12 protein-coding genes and 1 pseudogene are annotated in these 16701 nt (G+C 28.2%); 8 read left to right on the top strand and 5 right to left on the bottom strand.

All coding sequences use genetic code 11. The features are described from left to right. Positions 1–162: 162 nt before the first annotated feature. Positions 163–630 (bottom strand): methylated-DNA--[protein]-cysteine S-methyltransferase, encoded by a 468-nt coding sequence (locus MPTP_RS05330; RefSeq protein WP_013774076.1) that lies wholly within the window; start codon positions 628–630, stop codon positions 163–165. A gap of 824 nt (positions 631–1454) precedes the next feature. Here MPTP_RS05330 and MPTP_RS05325 point away from each other — a divergent pair. From MPTP_RS05325 to MPTP_RS05315, 3 genes are read left to right on the top strand one after another with little or no spacing between them, the layout of a single operon-like run. After that, positions 1455–2069 (top strand): YutD family protein, encoded by a 615-nt coding sequence (locus MPTP_RS05325; protein WP_013774074.1) that lies wholly within the window; start codon positions 1455–1457, stop codon positions 2067–2069. Between the two features lie 5 nt (positions 2070–2074). Further along, positions 2075–2854 carry a TIGR01457 family HAD-type hydrolase gene (locus tag MPTP_RS05320; RefSeq protein WP_013774073.1) on the top strand — a complete coding sequence of 260 codons (780 nt, stop codon included), beginning with the start codon at positions 2075–2077 and terminating at the stop codon, positions 2852–2854. After that, a complete protein-coding gene (locus MPTP_RS05315) occupies positions 2855–3514 on the top strand; it encodes a TIGR01906 family membrane protein (RefSeq protein ID WP_013774072.1) in 660 nt (219 codons plus the stop codon). It abuts the gene before it with no gap. Between the two features lie 955 nt (positions 3515–4469). Here the strand turns inward: MPTP_RS05315 and MPTP_RS05310 are convergent. Further along, positions 4470–6163 (bottom strand): annotated as a pseudogene (locus MPTP_RS05310) (NFACT RNA binding domain-containing protein). A 415-nt stretch (positions 6164–6578) separates the two neighbouring features. On the opposite strand from MPTP_RS05310, the gene MPTP_RS05305 reads away from it, so the two are divergent. The 3 genes from MPTP_RS05305 to MPTP_RS05295 all read left to right on the top strand — a co-directional run bounded on the left by MPTP_RS05305 (position 6579) and on the right by MPTP_RS05295 (position 10798). Further along, positions 6579–7097: a hypothetical protein gene (locus MPTP_RS05305; RefSeq protein ID WP_013774067.1), complete on the top strand. Its 519-nt coding sequence runs from the start codon at positions 6579–6581 to the stop codon at positions 7095–7097. 1506 nt (positions 7098–8603) lie between these two features. Then, positions 8604–9326, top strand: coding sequence for a response regulator transcription factor (locus MPTP_RS05300; protein ID WP_013774065.1), 723 nt, complete (start codon positions 8604–8606; stop codon positions 9324–9326). Beyond that, complete coding sequence (locus MPTP_RS05295) at positions 9323–10798, top strand: sensor histidine kinase (RefSeq protein WP_013774064.1); 1476 nt, start codon at positions 9323–9325, stop codon at positions 10796–10798. Before MPTP_RS05300 ends, MPTP_RS05295 begins: the two co-directional genes overlap by 4 nt. 70 nt (positions 10799–10868) lie before the next feature. On the opposite strand, the gene MPTP_RS05290 is transcribed toward MPTP_RS05295, so the two are convergent. The 3 genes from MPTP_RS05290 to MPTP_RS05280 form a co-directional block, all read right to left on the bottom strand. Beyond that, complete coding sequence (locus MPTP_RS05290) at positions 10869–11150, bottom strand: hypothetical protein (protein WP_013774063.1); 282 nt, start codon at positions 11148–11150, stop codon at positions 10869–10871. 279 nt (positions 11151–11429) lie between these two features. Beyond that, positions 11430–12107: a hypothetical protein gene (locus tag MPTP_RS05285; protein WP_013774062.1), complete on the bottom strand. Its 678-nt coding sequence runs from the start codon at positions 12105–12107 to the stop codon at positions 11430–11432. 113 nt (positions 12108–12220) lie between these two features. Continuing rightward, complete coding sequence (locus tag MPTP_RS05280; RefSeq protein WP_013774061.1) at positions 12221–14341, bottom strand: LTA synthase family protein; 2121 nt, start codon at positions 14339–14341, stop codon at positions 12221–12223. 445 nt (positions 14342–14786) lie between these two features. Here MPTP_RS05280 and MPTP_RS05275 point away from each other — a divergent pair, with 445 nt between their 5' ends. Both MPTP_RS05275 and ybaK read left to right on the top strand, forming a co-directional pair. Further along, positions 14787–15965 carry a class I SAM-dependent rRNA methyltransferase gene (locus MPTP_RS05275; protein WP_013774060.1) on the top strand — a complete coding sequence of 393 codons (1179 nt, stop codon included), beginning with the start codon at positions 14787–14789 and terminating at the stop codon, positions 15963–15965. 101 nt (positions 15966–16066) lie between these two features. After that, positions 16067–16570 (top strand): Cys-tRNA(Pro) deacylase, encoded by a 504-nt coding sequence (ybaK, locus tag MPTP_RS05270; RefSeq protein ID WP_013774059.1) that lies wholly within the window; start codon positions 16067–16069, stop codon positions 16568–16570. Positions 16571–16701 lie beyond the last annotated feature (131 nt).

Genomic DNA, 16701 nt, shown 5'->3' with positions numbered 1-16701 from the left:
CAGTAAATTACCAAAAAAGCGATCAAATTTGCTTATTTTGATAAACTAGTCCATATATTTAGAAAAAAATAAAATAATGAGAATAAAATTCAAAAATTAGGAAAATACTACTATTTCCCTTATTCGATTTTATTCTCATTATTTGTTTTGTAAAGAAAAGTATTAATAATCAGGTACTGATATTCCTTCAATTTTCAATAATTGTTGTTTTAGTTGCAATCCATCTTTGTCAGCAGTACCTAGATAACCAGTTAATTTTCCATTCTTCCCGATTACTCGATGACAGGGAATAATAATAGGCAGGGGGTTCTTACTATTTGCTTGTCCAATTGCTCGAATGGCTTTTGGGTTTCCTATCTTTTCAGCAATTTCTGAATAAGTCATAGTTTTGTGATAGGGAATTTCTTTTAATGTTTGCCAAATCAATTGTTGAAAGGGGGTACCTATTGTTATAGAGAGGGAAACAGTAAAAAGTTTCCGTTTACCTAGAAAATACTCGGTGAGTTCATCGGCAGCTTGTCTGGTAAATCGGTTATCAATTGTATGTAAAATTGGATTAAATGAAAGTTGGGTTAATCCCTCATTATTTGCATTTAACCAGATAGGACCAATTGGTGTAAATATTTTCATGATTTTCTCCTTGGATAAATTTTCTTTATTATAATTCTTACTTTTATTATAATAAGTAAGGAAATAAAAATAGAAAAGATAATATTTTTGCACATAGATAATTTATATTCCTAACTTAAGGATAACGCAAAATTTGTCGCCATATCAAGTGACAAAACAAAAAAAATTAAAGCATCTATAAAAAATTATTCTAATTCATAAACTATAAATTATTAATAGATAGAATGGTGATCTAATCTTATAAAATTTTTTTGATAGAATAAATGATTAAAAAGATGGGAATAGCTAGGTTTCATCAAGTTTACCTATCATAAAAGATCTATGGGTTGATTTATTCTTTAAAATAACAATAGCTAAAAAGTACAAGCCAGAATATTAAATAATGCTTTATTATTAACTGATTTATCAGCTAATATTATAATGAGGATCACTACAGTTAATCATTTCTCTTGGTGTAGTGGAATACTATAACATTAATAGATATTCCTTACTTGATTTAGTTGGTAAAATGAAATTATTTACAAAATTTTTAGTCAGTAAAATGGGACTATACGAAAAATTTTTGATAAGCTTTATTATAGCTTATCTTATGACAAAAAAGAAACACGAGATGGCATTAAAACAACCCATTTAGTTGAAATCCAAAAATATCTTTGTAACAATTAATTATTTATAATGTTTTTTATTTTTTTCAATGCTAAAATTGGCTGAATAGATAAAAATTTCTTGCAAGATTTATTGAAAATATACTTATAGACTTTTTAAGGTAGTACTATCCAATTGAATCAAAACAAGATATAATAAGGTAAGTAGGTGGTGAATATATGTCGTCTGAAAAAGAAATAGCTACTAAACAGGAGAAAAAAACAACCATCATAGAAAAGACAACAACGGTTAAAACAATAACCGAAAAATCAATTGAAAAAAGAAAAGAACCTAGTGTTTATTCAAATGGTGAAACAATCTTTGTTGGTGAAGATCAATACCAATTAGTGAAAGAATATAAAGAAGCATTTGACATTGAAAAATTTGGTGAAAGATATAGTGCCATTCTTTCTCGCTATGATTTTATTGTTGGCGATTGGGGGCATGAACAATTACGATTACGTGGCTTCTTTAAGTCAACCAATAATAGATCAAATCCAGATCAACGCATCAATGCTTTAGAAGATTATTTATATGAATATTGCAATTTTGGTTGTGCTTACTTTGTTCTTGAGCAGGTGGGTGAGAGAAAAGAAAAACAGCCAACACGTAAAAAAAGAAAACGAAGACCTAAAAAAGTATATAGTGAAAAACAAGAAAATTTAACTAAAAATAGAAAACCGGTACTAAAAGCAAGAAATGAACAAAAAGAAGCAAGTAAAAAAACAATGAATAAACAAAAGTCTGATGAAAAAGAAGCACGAACGTTTACGATTCGTCAACGTGAGGAGTAATGAAAGTGTCAAAAAACTATCAAGGATACTTAATTGATCTGGATGGAACTATTTATCTAGGTAAACAACCAATACCAGCTGGCAAGAGATTTGTTGAACGATTACAAGAAAAAGGATTACCCTTTCTTTTTATCACAAATAATACAACAAAAACTCCAGAAGCTGTTTCTACTCGTTTAGAGCAAGAATTTGATATTCATGTACCAGCCTCAACGATTTATACGGCTAGTTTAGCGACCGTTGATTATATGAAAAGAGATAATCGTGGAAAAAAGGTATATGTCATTGGTGAATCTGGCTTAATCGATCTGATTTTACAAGCTGGTTTTGAATGGGAAGAAAAACAACCAGATTATGTTATTGTTGGTTTAGATACACAGGTGACTTATGAAAAATTGGCAACGGCAGTATTAGCTGTACGACAAGGTGCTCTATTTATTGGAACGAATCCAGATAGAAATATTCCAACTGAACGTGGTTTACTACCTGGAGCAGGTGTATTTGCTGCTTTAGTCGAAATGGCTACAGATGTCCAACCCGTTTTTATTGGAAAACCGAATAAAGTTATTATGGAAAGAGCTGTAGAAATTCTTCAATTACCCAAACAAGAAGTATTAATGGTTGGAGATAATTATGAAACAGATATTCAATCAGGCATTCAAAATCAGATTGATAGCCTGTTAGTATTATCAGGATTTACATCGAAAGAAGAGATTCCAACATTACCAACATTACCAACATTGCCTACCTATATTGTAGATTCTTTAGATGAATGGACTTTATAGATGCGTTTAAAACAACAAATGTGGTTAGAAAATCTAGGGATTATATGTATTATTTTGACAATTATTTCTTTAAGTATCACAATTACTATAAATTTTCGACCCTTGTATATAGCTGATATGACCTATCTAAAAATTCCATCAATGGTTATGATGAGTAGGGCAACTATTTTAAAAAATTTTGACCATTTAATGGTCTATTTAAACAATCCTTTTGTAAAAAAGCTTTTTTTGCCAAATTTTTCTATGTCAAAAAATGGCGCTTCACACTTTTATGAAGTAAAACGATTATTTTTATTTTGTTATAGTGTGCTAGGAATAACTTGGCTTCCAAGTAGTTTATATTTATATTATTTTTGGCATAAAAAACGTTTTTGGCGACTTATGCAACCTTTCAGGTTACTTTTATTGGGACCAATTATTTTGATAGTTGTTGTAATGTTCAATTTTGAACAGTTTTTTATATTTTTTCATCAATTTTTATTTAATAATAATGACTGGATGTTCAATCCAGTCACTGATCCTGTTATTAATATTTTACCAGCTGAATTTTTTCTACATTGCTTTATTTTATGTTTTATTTTGTTGGAAGGTTTATTTTTATTAGGATATTTTTTGGGTAAAAAAGAGATAGCTATAAAAAATATATCTACTTTAGATTAATCTATCTTTTCTACGATTTGGCCAAATTTAAAATTAAAATTTTTTATTTTAATAACATAGTCATAAATAAAACAACATTCAGTAAAACGTTTACTGAATGTTGTTTTTAATTTTTCTTTATTCAAATTTTAAAATTATATATAGTTAATGTATGTAATTTTTACCAAAAATAGTTTGATTCTTTTTTTAAATGGATGAATAAATAAGTTCAAATTAGAAATTTTAGCGAAGCAGTTTGTTATATTTTGTTAGGCAATAGTAAATCATAATTAAGTTTCAGGTAAACTTTTAATTAGTAGTTTATTATATAAATTAGATGATCTTTATATAATGGATGATGATCTAAATTTGATTACTTAGATAGAATTAAAACTCAACAGAATATACTACAATAAAGATAACTACTGACATATCAATCGATAATTAGTAAAATAGAATAAATCAATCATTTAAAATTAAATAAATTATTTATAATTAATTTTTAAAATTATAAAAAATATTTTATTCTAGTTTTTTAAGATAATTGGATACCAATAATGGATAGTTATTAAAACTAATATTGAAGAAATTATTTATATAGTTATGTTTTATTTTTATATCTTAAAAAACGATTATTAAATAAAATAAAAAAAAACAAAAGACAAATGTTATGAAAACATTTGCCTTTTGTTTCCTTCATTTAAATATGTGGGAGATTGCCAAGCACCATATTTTTGGATGATAAAGATAAACGTACCAACATATTTCATTTACCTCCTTATTATATTTTATATTATATAATAAATTATTTTTTTAGTAAATGGTTGGAATATAATTTGTTTAAAAAACATTGTTTATGAAAAATCCTCTACTTATTAACAAACTTAATAAATTAAAATTTTACTTTGAGATAAGATAAAAATTCAATAGACATAATAAGATAAAATATACTTGTAATATTCATTTTTCAATTGATTTACCTTTTTAATTGATATACCAATTCTTTTTCTGGTGTTACATATAAAGTTTGTTGATTTTCATAGATAACATAACCAGGTTTTGCACCATTTGGTTTATGAACAAATTTTACTTCTACATAATCAACTGGAACTCGGGCAGATAAACGATATTTTGAATAATAGGAAGCTAGGTTTGCCGCTTCCAATAAAGTCTTTTCACTTGGATTATGCGATCGAATAATGACATGAGAACCAGGAATATCTTTTGCATGGAGCCAGATATCTGTTTTTTTAGCTGTTTTTAAGGTTAGTTGATCATTCTGAAGGTTATTTTTTCCGACAAAGATGGGCGTTCCATCAGAAGAAATAAATTCCTCAGGTCTACTTATTTGTGTTTTTTTCGTTTTTTATTCTGCTTTTTTTTCACATATCCTTGTTCAAGCAATTCCTCACGAATAATTTCAATATCTGATGGCTGGGCAATCTCTAGTTGAGCGAGAACAGATTCCAAATAAGCAATTTCTTCCAGCGTCTGTTGGATTTGATTTTGAACTATTTTTACAGCATTTTTTAATTTTTGAAATTTTTGAAAATATTTCTGTGCATTCTGATTTGGAGAAAGTGCAGGATTTAAGGTGATATCTAGTAATTTATCTTCTTCATAGTAATTAGGCAGAAGAACGCTTTTTGCTCCTCTAGGTATTTGCTGCATAAATGTTGTTAATAATTCTCCTTTTCTACGATATATCTCAGCATTTTCTGTTTCAGCAAGTGTTGTTTTTAATTTGGATAATTTTTTTTGATTTTTTTTGTATTCATTTTCAATCTTATGAATTAGATCATTGCCTTGCTGTTTTGTTCTGTCTTTTTCTGCTTTATTTTCATAATAAACATCTAGTAGTTGACTCAGTGTTGTAAAATGTTGTACAGTTTCTACGTTTTTAATAAAAGGAAAAGAAGAAAAATAATCTTTTTGATTAATGACAGATAGGGTAGGTGTGATTTTTTGTACCTCATTCCAAAAAGTTTTCCATACCATTAGTTTCTGGTTCGGTTTTTCATTCAATCGAAAGGCCAATTCATTGGCTGTATCTTTGCCTAATCCCTGAAAATGTTGCTGTAGATATTGAGAATTTAGGGGATCAGCTAGAGAAAGTTGTTCAAAAATCTGTTCATCATCAACTAAAGTAAATGGATTTACTAAATTTTGTTTAGGTGGAGCAATATAGCTTATTCCTGGTAAAATTGTTCGATAGGTATTTTGTGAAGGACCAATGTGTTTAATGGCATCAATGATCTTACCTGTTTCTTTATTCATTAGAACTATTGTGCTATGTCTACCCATTAATTCAACCACTAAAACAATACTTTGTAAGTCACCTAATTCATTACGTTTACTGAAAGTAAAATGAATAATTCGATCATTTGCTACCTGGTGAATCATTTCCAAGATAGCTCCTTCTAAAAATTTTCTTAATACCATTACGAAATTTGGTGGATTTTCAGGATTTATATAGCTAATAGTTGTTAATTGAATCCGTGCATAATTAGGATGGGCGGATAAAAGTAATTTATGGTTTTTCCCATTTGCACGGATAGTTACAATAATTTCATAGTCATAAGGTTGGTGAATTTTTGATATTCGTCCCTTATTTAATTTCTGGTTTAATTCTTCAACCATGGCATGCGTAAATACACCATCGAAAGACATTAACATCACTCATTTCTTTTAACGAATACTTTTATTATAACGAACAATAATCATTAAATAAAGTAATGGCCGTCTATTGAGTTCTTTTATAAATATAACTATCTAATCACACTATACATTCATCTTCCTATATAACTTACAATGATTCTCTTTATAAAAATCTAAGGGGTTTTCATTTTATTTTATCTAATTTTTTGTGAGATGAATTTTTTGATTTAAATTGCAAAATAGGTATATTTCTAATGATTTTTTTCGTATAATAAATATAAGAAATATAAAACGGTAATGTTGTTTTAATTGTTAGCATAAAATAAAATACTAGCTATTGATGACCTACTTCATCTGTTAATGAATTGCGAACTTGATTACAAGTCAGTCGGTAAAAGCAAAAGTTAGATAAGGTGTGTGAAAGTGCATGAAAAATAATAATTCCTATAAATTAAGTAAAAAAAAAAGAAGAATCTCGCTAGCTATTGGCATTGCCATGCTTTTCGTCTTATTTGCTAGTACCTCAAAGATCCAACAAAATATTCGGCAAGCTCAAATTCAGGAATTGATGCCCCTTACTGTTAAAACAACCAAGATTCACTATGCAAATTATGAATTGGTGAATAATCTCATTAAAAATAAAAAAACTGTTACAATTTTATTTTCAGATCCGAAGACATCTAATTATGATAAGATAATGGCCATTTTTAATGATAAAAAGCAGATTAAAGCATTCAATCATCGTATATATATTTGTCCAATTGTATATCAAAAAAAGGAAATAATTGAGAAATATCAACTTAAACATAATGAAAGTATTGCTGTTTTTTATGAAAATGGACAACAAAAGAACAGTCTATCCATCGATGAATCGATTGATTTGAATATGGCCTTAATACCAGAATTGAATTTGTTACCAATGACAGGTGATAGTTTAAAAAATTAATCTTGTTTGTAATAGTACATGTTTTAACAATAGATAATAATAATAAAGAGTATTTAAAAAAAATGGTGAATTAATTTTTGGAAAAATATTGAATAAATAACTATTTTTAATATAGCTAGATAGGTTATGCTTATAAGTAAATAGAACGCTAGAAAGAGCAACCCTACTATGATTTCTATATTAGTCTTTTTATCATTATATAGTAATAAAAAACTGAAATTGTTTTCTGAGAAGAAAGCAATTTCAGTTTTTTAATTCGGTAAAGAATGCAAGATTGCGAATTTTCAATAATTTTGTTAATCACTAGACTTTGTTTACTTGAAAATTTGTTATTATTTTACCAAAGTAATCAGATTTGAAAATAATATCAAATGAATAGACAAAAAAAGAATAATATAGACATAGAACTTTAAAATAATTGCCAAGAGAAATAAACCATTTTGTCTCATAAAAATAGCAGCAATGATATTCAACTGGTAATATCATTGCTGCTTACTATACCAATTGTTATAAGAGAAACCACTAATGAAATTTTGTATTTCTATCGGTTACTATTATGGTTTTGTTGGTGGTATGGTCCTAAGAAACATTCATTAACATTTCTTGGTAATTCAATAAATGAAATGACAAGAAATGTTTTGATAGGAAAATTATATTTAGCTATTACACCAATCTTCTAATTTGAAAAGAAACAATATAGGACTAATATAGAATTAATTAGAAAAAAACTAAAAGGTTGACTATCTCTATTAGCAATTAAACAAGCAAAATAGAAAAATATATCTTCATTTAAGGATCTTCTAAATTAGAAGGTCTCATATATATACATGATAGAAATCAGTTATCGATTTTACAAAATCACTGTATTCTAAAAAATTTAATTTGAATAGAAGAAGAGAATTAAATCTAGAAAATTAATTTTATTTTTCAAAGAAATTAGATTTTTAATATGAATAATTTTAATTAAATATGTAGGATAGCAGAAATCGAACAATTAATTTTTGCATTTTTTGATGAAAAATTTTATGATTTAATTACTCTTAGTATAAGAAGGGAGCTGATCGGATGAGAAATAACTGGTTACTTTATTCAATAAGTTTTTTGATTTTATTACTATTAATTAAACAAACAATTGATAATAAACATCTCATTCTCACCTACCTCTTATTATTTCTTTTGTTTATTCAATTGGTTGGTATAAGTGCTTGCTTTTATAAGAAAAAATATAAAAAGATAAAAAGAAAATCTAGATAACTGAATTTTTATTTTATTTCTATGTATTTAATAGTAAATTAGTTCACTGAATTATTTCTATTAGGTAACTTGTTGACTATTTAATAAAGATAGAATAGTATTTCTTTTAAGCAATACATTTATTCTATATTAATAGCATAGAATCTAGGTCAATTTTTTTATAATATCAATGAATGTATTGGCGTCCTAAACGTTTTAGCGTATACTTAATAGGAGTGTAGCTCTATAATTGGACGGCGAGGAGTGAAATTAATGAATGTATTAATGATTGAAGATAATGAATCTGTAGTAGAAATGATGCAAATGTTCTTTTTAAATGAAGGCTGGGAGCTGGCTTTTCAGTATGATGGAAAAGCTGGATTGGAAGCCTTTTTAGAAAACCCTAAAAAATGGGATATGGTTTTATTAGACCTTAATTTACCAACGATCGATGGGATGACAGTATGTCGTGAAATACGCAAGGTATCTAATACAGTGCCAATTATTATGCTGACCGCAAGAGATTCTGAAAGTGATCAGGTGATCGGACTAGAAATGGGTGCGGATGATTATGTTACAAAACCATTCAGTCCATTAACATTAATCGCTCGCATGAAAGCTTTACACAGACGTTTTGAAGTAAATAACCAAATGATTGAAAAAAAAGATGATTCAACGGAAGATTTCGATGTAGTAACTGAACATTTTAAACTAAGTACCAAAACTCGTGAAGCTTACCTAAATAATCAATTGATTGAAGGTTTAACTCCGAAAGAGTTTGATTTACTCTATACATTGGCAAAAAAACCACGTCAGGTATTTTCTCGTGAACAATTATTAGAATTGGTTTGGGATTATCAATATTTTGGTGATGAAAGAACAGTTGATGCCCACATAAAAAAATTAAGACAGAAAATTGAAAAAGTAGGTCCGCAAATTATTCAAACAGTTTGGGGTGTAGGGTATAAATTAGATGATTCAGGTGTAACAGGATGAAATTTTTGTATCAACAGTTATTAGCCTTTGTTGGTATTATTGTTTTGGTTATTTTAATTTTAGGCACTTCATTTACCCAATTAACAAGAAAAACGATTCAAGATACAAATTATGATCAGCTCTATGGTTATGCAGAATCTGTATGGAAAATAAAAACAAATCTCACCAGACATTCAGAAGTGGAGAATGAAAAAGAGCGTTTGAATGATTCCTTTCGAATTACCGAACAACTGTTAAATCAACAAAATGTTCAATTTTTATTTATCGATAAAGATCAAATCGTTCAGTACCCTGATTGGGTCAGCAATGAAAAACGTTTAGATGTTTCTGTGATTCGAAACTATTGGGAACGATTAAGCCAGGGAAAAAAAATCTATACAACAAATAAAAAAGATATCTATGGTGGACAAAATACATCTGCTTATGTGATGTTACCAGTCTTTACTGAAGTACCGAATTTACATGAGACCTATTTTACTGGTGTTTTAGTAGCTACACAACCAGCAAATAATGTCTCAAAAAGTCTACATAGTATGGTCGTTAATTTATTAAAAGGATCGATTTTTTCAGTTGTTATTGCTTTAATTGTTGCTTACTTCTTTGCTCGTATGCAAGTAAAACGGATTAATCGTATGCGTAAAGCGACAAAAGAAATCACCAGTGGAAATTTTAATATCAAGTTGCCTACCTATGATAAAGATGAATTTGACGATTTAGCAGAAGATTTTAATAAAATGGCAATATCATTAAAAGAATCACAAGAAGAAATTGAACGACAAGAAGAACTTCGTCGACAATTTATGGCAGATGCCTCACATGAAATGCGTACACCGCTTACAACAATCAATGGACTACTTGAGGGATTACAATATAATGCCATTCCAGAAAACCAGCGTGAAAATGCTATTCAGTTAATGCAAAATGAAACTTCACGCTTAATACGCTTAGTAAATGAAAACCTTGATTATGAAAAAATACGTACCAATCAAATTGCGATTGTAGTGAAAAAATTTGATGGTACGCAAGCTATTAAAAATATTTTAATCCAGTTAACAAAAAAAGCAGAAAATAAAGGTGACACGCTTTACCTAGATACAGAAGAATCAATTGATGTTTATGCAGATTATGATCGGTTTGTTCAAGTTATCGTTAATATTATACAAAATGCTATTCAATTTACAGAGAATGGAAACATTCATATTGAACTTAGCAAGGGTTATTTAGAAACCGTTATAAAAATTTCTGACAATGGTATTGGAATGACAAAAGATCAGATTAAAAATATCTGGGACCGTTATTATAAGGTCGATCCATCAAGAAAAAATACGAAATATGGTGAATCAGGGTTAGGATTATCAATTGTTCAACAGCTTGTACGTCTTCATAAAGGGAAAATTGACGTTGAAAGTGAACAAGGAAAAGGAACAACATTCATTGTTAGTTTTCCAGATGTCGAAATAACAAATAGGTAGGAAGGAGATATTATCTCCTTCCTACCTATTTGTTATCATTATTAGAGAAAGAAAAAATAGTTAACTATTTTTAATCGGTTATAAAGTTAAGATTATTGCCTATGTCGTTTACCTTAGCGATTTTTTGATTTGTTGTAAGCAATATAATTGTATATTGCTTCTTTTTTGTCAGTATTTTTAATAAAAGAAACAATTCTTGAATTTGTTCTGTTGTTAATTTAGCGAAAATATTATCAATAACAATAAGTTTTTTATCGACAAAAAGTGAACGCATGAGTTGTACTTTTATTCTCAGATAAAAATCAAGTTGTTCATAGGAATAAGTTAGAATATTTTCATTTAATTGAAGCAATTCTAACGCCTTGTTTAAATATTTTTTTGTTCTTTTTTTTGTATCGAACTCCCTATGAAAAAATTTTCTGTTAATGATAAATAAGGAAAAAAATCTTTTCATCAAGGATAAAACTAATGTTTGAACAGTTCAAAGAAAGTGCATAATCCAGTAAAGAAAAAGTGTTCTCTTTTTTGAGTAATAATACATTTAAACATTCCTCATAAAAAGTTAGGATTTGGTTGTTAAAAGTACAACTGAATGTATTTGTTGCTCGTTTTTTCATAATTATTGTACCCTCTAGTTCTTTTTCAGATAATGAATAAAAAAGAAATAATTACAGATTGTTAGCATAAAAATTAAAAAGAGATAGAAAAAATTTTTTAAACTAATAAAATAAATCGTTAATAACCTTAGATGATCAAACTTTTGATTTAAATGATTGGTTGTTTTTACAACGATACCTGTAGACATTTTTTTAATCATTAAAAGTGAATTAAATGGCAATATTGTACGTTTCTCTACAAATGGGAAATAATATACAGTTGATTCATATGTTTGCTGAAAAATTGTGACAAATAATAAAAATAAAAGAAATGCACAAATCATTGGTATAAATAAGGATAGTATCATTTGCTTAATGATAGAATAGTTTGAAAAACCGATCAATCGTAAACGAATGATATCTTTTTTTACCGAAGTAATAAAAAAATAACTAAAAATTAAACTACATAAGATGATAACAACAAGCGTACTTAAATAAAAATAGCGATAAGAATCAAGGAGTTGTTGATGATAATTTATAAATTTAGTATGATTTGGCAACTGTGAAAGTTGTAGTAAAATATTTTTTTCAATATCGATTGATAGTGAGAAATTTGTAAGTAAGAAAAGAAAAAAAAGACAGAGAAGGAGTAAACTAATAGTTAATCTCTTTTTATGTTTCATACTAGCGAAAACATAATGAATGGTTTTCATAAAACACTCACCTCTTTAAAATCAATAAATCTAGTATAAAAAAAGAGTATGAATAATTTATGAAGAAGAATAAAAAGCTTAGGTACTTTTAGTACCTAAGCTTTTTAACCAAATTATTTATTTTCAGTTGCTTTTAAATATCCTTGGTAGGAATTTGTATGATAAAGATCAGTAGTAGATTTATTATTATGCTTACTATAAATACTTGTTGATTTATTTCCTTTATCTTTTTCAATCTTCTCTATTCTTGGCAATTGTTTTTTATAATTATAATCTGTTGGATCAACTGCTTTTAGACCACTTGTTCCATAGTAGCGAAGTAGATCACCATTTACAATCTGATCAGAAATTTCTAATTGTTTGTGTGCTTCTTTCTTTAATGTAGAAATTTCATTTTTTGTTGTTTCTGTCTGGTTCTGATTATCAATTGGTGTACCTGTTGCTGTATCATAGATGTTTGAACCTAAAATAGTATATTTTTTAGAAACTATATTGCCATTTCTAAATGTCACAACTTGTTTATGTTGTTGAGAAAATAGGTCCTGTCCTAATTGGATATAATTTTTAGTGTCAATACCTAACAAGTGAAGTAAGGTAGGTAAAGCATCAATTTCACCACCATACGTATGGTTAATACCACCTTTTGTTTGACCCGGAATATGAATCATATAAGGCACACGTTGTAAAGCAGAGTTGTCATAATCATTCCAATCAGATTTGGATTTTCCTAATAATTCAGCTAGATCTTTATTACGAGAATTTGAAATACCAAAATGATCACCGTATAAAACAATAACTGAATTTTCATATACTTTGGAAGCTTTTAAATAATTAAAGAATTCCTCGACAGCTTTATCTAAATAATTAGCTGTTGAAAAGTAACCATTAATGGTTTCATCTGGCGTATCAGCAATTGGAAATCCTGCTTCATCTCCTGTAAATTGTGAATAAGGATAGTGATTAGAAACAGAGATAAATTTAGTATAGAAAGGTTGCTGTAAATGTTCCAAATATTTAACGGATTGCTTAAAGAAAGGCTTATCATGCAATCCATATTGGAATGAGTTATTATCATTTACATCAAAGTAGTTCGCATCAAAGAAGTAGTTAAAGCCTAATCGTTTATATGTTTCATTCCTATTCCAAAAGTTCCCAGCATTTCCATGAAAAACAGCAGTCGTATAATTAGCTTTTTGATTTAAAATAGCTGGTGCAGATTCGAAAGTATTTTTACCACCAACTTGTGTAAATAAGGAACCTTGATCTAATCCAAATATTGAATTTTCAAACATGTTTTCAGCATCACTGGTTTTTCCTTGACCGACTTGATGGAAAAAGTTATCAAAACCAAAAGTACTTTTATCGTGGAATAGGCTATTTAGAAAGGGGGTTACTTCATGTTCTACACCATTTTTATCTTTTAATTTATAATCAATCAGAAATTGTTGAAAACTTTCCAAGTGAATATAGATAACATTTTTCCCTTTAGCAATACCAAACATATTATTATCTGGTGCTGCATATTGTTGATCTATATAGCTTTTTACTTTTTTGATATCATTTGGACTAGCCTCAGCCCTAATTTGATTTGTTTGATAGGTAGTTACACCATCATAAATTGTAAAAGCATTAATTCCAAGAAATTTAACAATATAATCACGTGAAAATTGACGTCCTAGTAATTGTGGTCTAGCTGTCTCTGCCATAAATAAATTAAATAAAAAGAAGACGATGGACAATAAACTAATAGAAACAGCCATTCTTATTTTTACTGGACGGACATCCATTTTAATTTTTTTAGTAAGTAGTAATCCAGTAATGATAATTGGATCAATTAAATAGATAATATCATATGGTCTAAAAAGACGGATGGCACTTTCACCCAGACCACTTGAAACTTTTCCTGCACCTAACATGGTATTTACGGTAATAAAATCAGTGAATTCTCGATAATAAATGGCATTAGAAAACAATAGAAGACTCATTAAAAAGTAAATAATAATCATGGTAATATAGGAAGCTTTTGTTCTTCTAATATAAAGTGCGATGGCAAGCAAAAAGATAGTAGTGGCAATAGGATTGATTAACAAAATAAAATATTCATCCATATTTTCAAGACGTAAATGAAAATCTACGCTATAAGCAAATATATTCTTTAACCAAATTAAAATAGCTACAAATGAAAAAAGGCCTAATCTAGTATTAAAAAAACTAGGCATATGTAATTTTTTCATAACAAACGTCGTCCTCTCTATTCCTTCATAATGGAAAGAATATAAATTAAATTTTTTCTTCTCTATACATTAAACTGTCACAATTTTACTCCGTTCGCCTGTTTCTGTCAATTTTTGAGCGGTTGTTTTGACATAAGTTAGAGAAACTTTACTTAATTTTAACGTTTATTTGAAAAAAATGGGAAATAATAGTTAATTCATAAATAGTAATTTAAATCAAGCTTTTTATTTAAATAACCATAAGATAGAAATTATTTTGTTTGAAATGAATGAAGTTACGAATAATTAAATGGTATAGAAATGAAACTTACTTGTAATTATTCTTTTAAAAGGAAAGAAACCGAATTGTTGTATTGCTTCTTCTGAATAATAGGCGACAGAAAACAACAATTTTGTTATACTAATGAAGAATTTGTATGAAGAATTTGTAAAGTGGGTGACTTAAATGGAAGTAATCATTAATAGAAAAGCAGAGAAAAAATTAAGACAGGGATATCCACTGATCCAAAAAGAAGACTTACAAATTGTTCCTCATCCTTTTCCAGTAGATTGGTTAACCTTTGTAACTATAGATAAACAAAAAATTGCCACTGGTTATTTAGGTGAACAAAACAAGGGAATTGGGTGGTTATTGAATTGGTCAGGCGAAGTGGATACGGCTTTTTTTATTCAAAAATTTCAACAAGCTAGAAACAAAAGGAAAAAATTTGAAAGAGATGAAGCTACTACTGCTTATCGTCTATTTAATAGTGAGGGAGATGGCATTGGGGGTTTGACGATTGATTATTATAATCAATACGTGGTCTTTTCTTGGTATAATGCTACCCTATATACACATCGCACTGAGGTTATTAATGCCTTTCAGCAATGCTATCCAGAAATAAAGGGCATCTATGAAAAAATTCGTTTTACGAATCATTTACTACCTGAATCTGCTTTTGTTTATGGTATAACAGCTCCAGAACCATTAATCATTCAGGAAAATGGCATTAACTTTGCTGTTTATTTGAATGAAGGGCTAATGACAGGTATTTTTTTGGATCAAAAAATGGTTCGAAAATCTCTATTAGATGGATTTGCTAGAGGGAAAAAGGTATTAAATATGTTTAGTTATACAGGTGCCTTTTCTGTTGCTTCTGCTATGGGTGGTGCTAAATCAACGACTAGTGTGGATTTGGCCAAAAGAAGTCTAGTAAAAACAAAGGAACAATTTGAAAATAATCATTTGTCGGCTGATAATCAGAAAATTATTGTTATGGATGTTTTTGAATATTTTAATTATGCAGTTCGAAAAAAGTTAATGTATGATTTAATTATTTTAGATCCACCAAGTTTTGCTCGTAATAATAAAAAAGTTTTCTCTGTAGCTAAAGATTATGGTGAATTGGTTAAAAAAGCTGTAGACTGTTTGGAAATAAATGGGTGGTTGTTAGCTTCTACGAATGCTGCTAATTTATCTTTAGAAAAATATCAAAAATTGATCACTGATGCATTAAATGAAAAAAATGTTTCTTATGAAATAACAGATACCTACCGTCTACCTGAAGATTTTCCGGTATCAACAACATTTGCTGAAGGAAATTATCTAAAAGTGTTCTTCATTCACATTCAAAAGGATAAATGAAAATGAATCAAAATGCTCATTTTTTAGTTGTAATGATAAAATAAGAAATTTCCTATAAGAGCAGAATTTGAAGCGTAGGAAAGCAGAAGGAGCATAGAAAATTGAAGAAAAAACAATTATCTAATAAAACCAATGCAGTCCGCCTACTTGAAAAGCAAAAAATTTTATATAATAGCTATGAATTTGATTGGAATCAGGAGCATTTGGATGCTGTAAGTGTTGCACATCAATTAAGCGTAAATCCTGAAAGAGTGTTCAAAACACTAGTTACAACTGGTAATAGAACTGGAACCATTGTAGCTGTTATTCCTGGAAATAACGAATTAGATTTAAAAAAATTAGCGAGAATTAGCAAGAATAAAAAAATAGAACTATTGCCTGTCAACGATCTAGAAAAAACGACTGGCTACATACGTGGAGGTTGTTCACCAATTGGCATGAAAAAAAGTTTTCCTATCTATCTTTCACAAGAAGCAGTATCATTTGAAAAAATTATTGTTTCTGGCGGGAAAAGAGGATTACAAATTGAATTAACGCCGCACGATTTACTTAAAATAACAAAGGGAGTTATTTCAGACTTAACAGTGAATAAACAATCAGAATAGTAAATAAACAACCAATATATAGGTATGTTATTTTTACTAGTTTATCAATCAATTGAATTGAATAACTAAAAAGAAATAACAAATTCAGATAAATTCTTGTAAATAAAGAATAAAATTTAATATATATTTAA

Origin of the sequence: Melissococcus plutonius ATCC 35311 (assembly GCF_000270185.1) — a bacterium.
In the GTDB taxonomy this organism is placed as follows: domain Bacteria; phylum Bacillota; class Bacilli; order Lactobacillales; family Enterococcaceae; genus Melissococcus; species Melissococcus plutonius.
Note: the sequence above shows the minus strand (reverse complement) of the source record. Positions and strands in the feature narration are given on the sequence as shown.

Excerpts from the sequence above, each read along its gene's own strand:
- MPTP_RS05330 (WP_013774076.1), bottom strand. The coding sequence starts at position 630 with ATGAAAATATTTACACCAATTGGTCCTATCTGGTTAAATGCAAATAAT.
- MPTP_RS05325 (WP_013774074.1), top strand. The coding sequence starts at position 1,455 with ATGTCGTCTGAAAAAGAAATAGCTACTAAACAGGAGAAAAAAACAACC.
- MPTP_RS05315 (WP_013774072.1), top strand. The coding sequence starts at position 2,855 with ATGCGTTTAAAACAACAAATGTGGTTAGAAAATCTAGGGATTATATGT.
- MPTP_RS05305 (WP_013774067.1), top strand. The coding sequence starts at position 6,579 with ATGAAAAATAATAATTCCTATAAATTAAGTAAAAAAAAAAGAAGAATC.
- MPTP_RS05300 (WP_013774065.1), top strand. The coding sequence starts at position 8,604 with ATGAATGTATTAATGATTGAAGATAATGAATCTGTAGTAGAAATGATG.
- MPTP_RS05295 (WP_013774064.1), top strand. The coding sequence starts at position 9,323 with ATGAAATTTTTGTATCAACAGTTATTAGCCTTTGTTGGTATTATTGTT.
- MPTP_RS05285 (WP_013774062.1), bottom strand. The coding sequence starts at position 12,107 with ATGAAAACCATTCATTATGTTTTCGCTAGTATGAAACATAAAAAGAGA.
- MPTP_RS05280 (WP_013774061.1), bottom strand. The coding sequence starts at position 14,341 with ATGAAAAAATTACATATGCCTAGTTTTTTTAATACTAGATTAGGCCTT.
- MPTP_RS05275 (WP_013774060.1), top strand. The coding sequence starts at position 14,787 with ATGGAAGTAATCATTAATAGAAAAGCAGAGAAAAAATTAAGACAGGGA.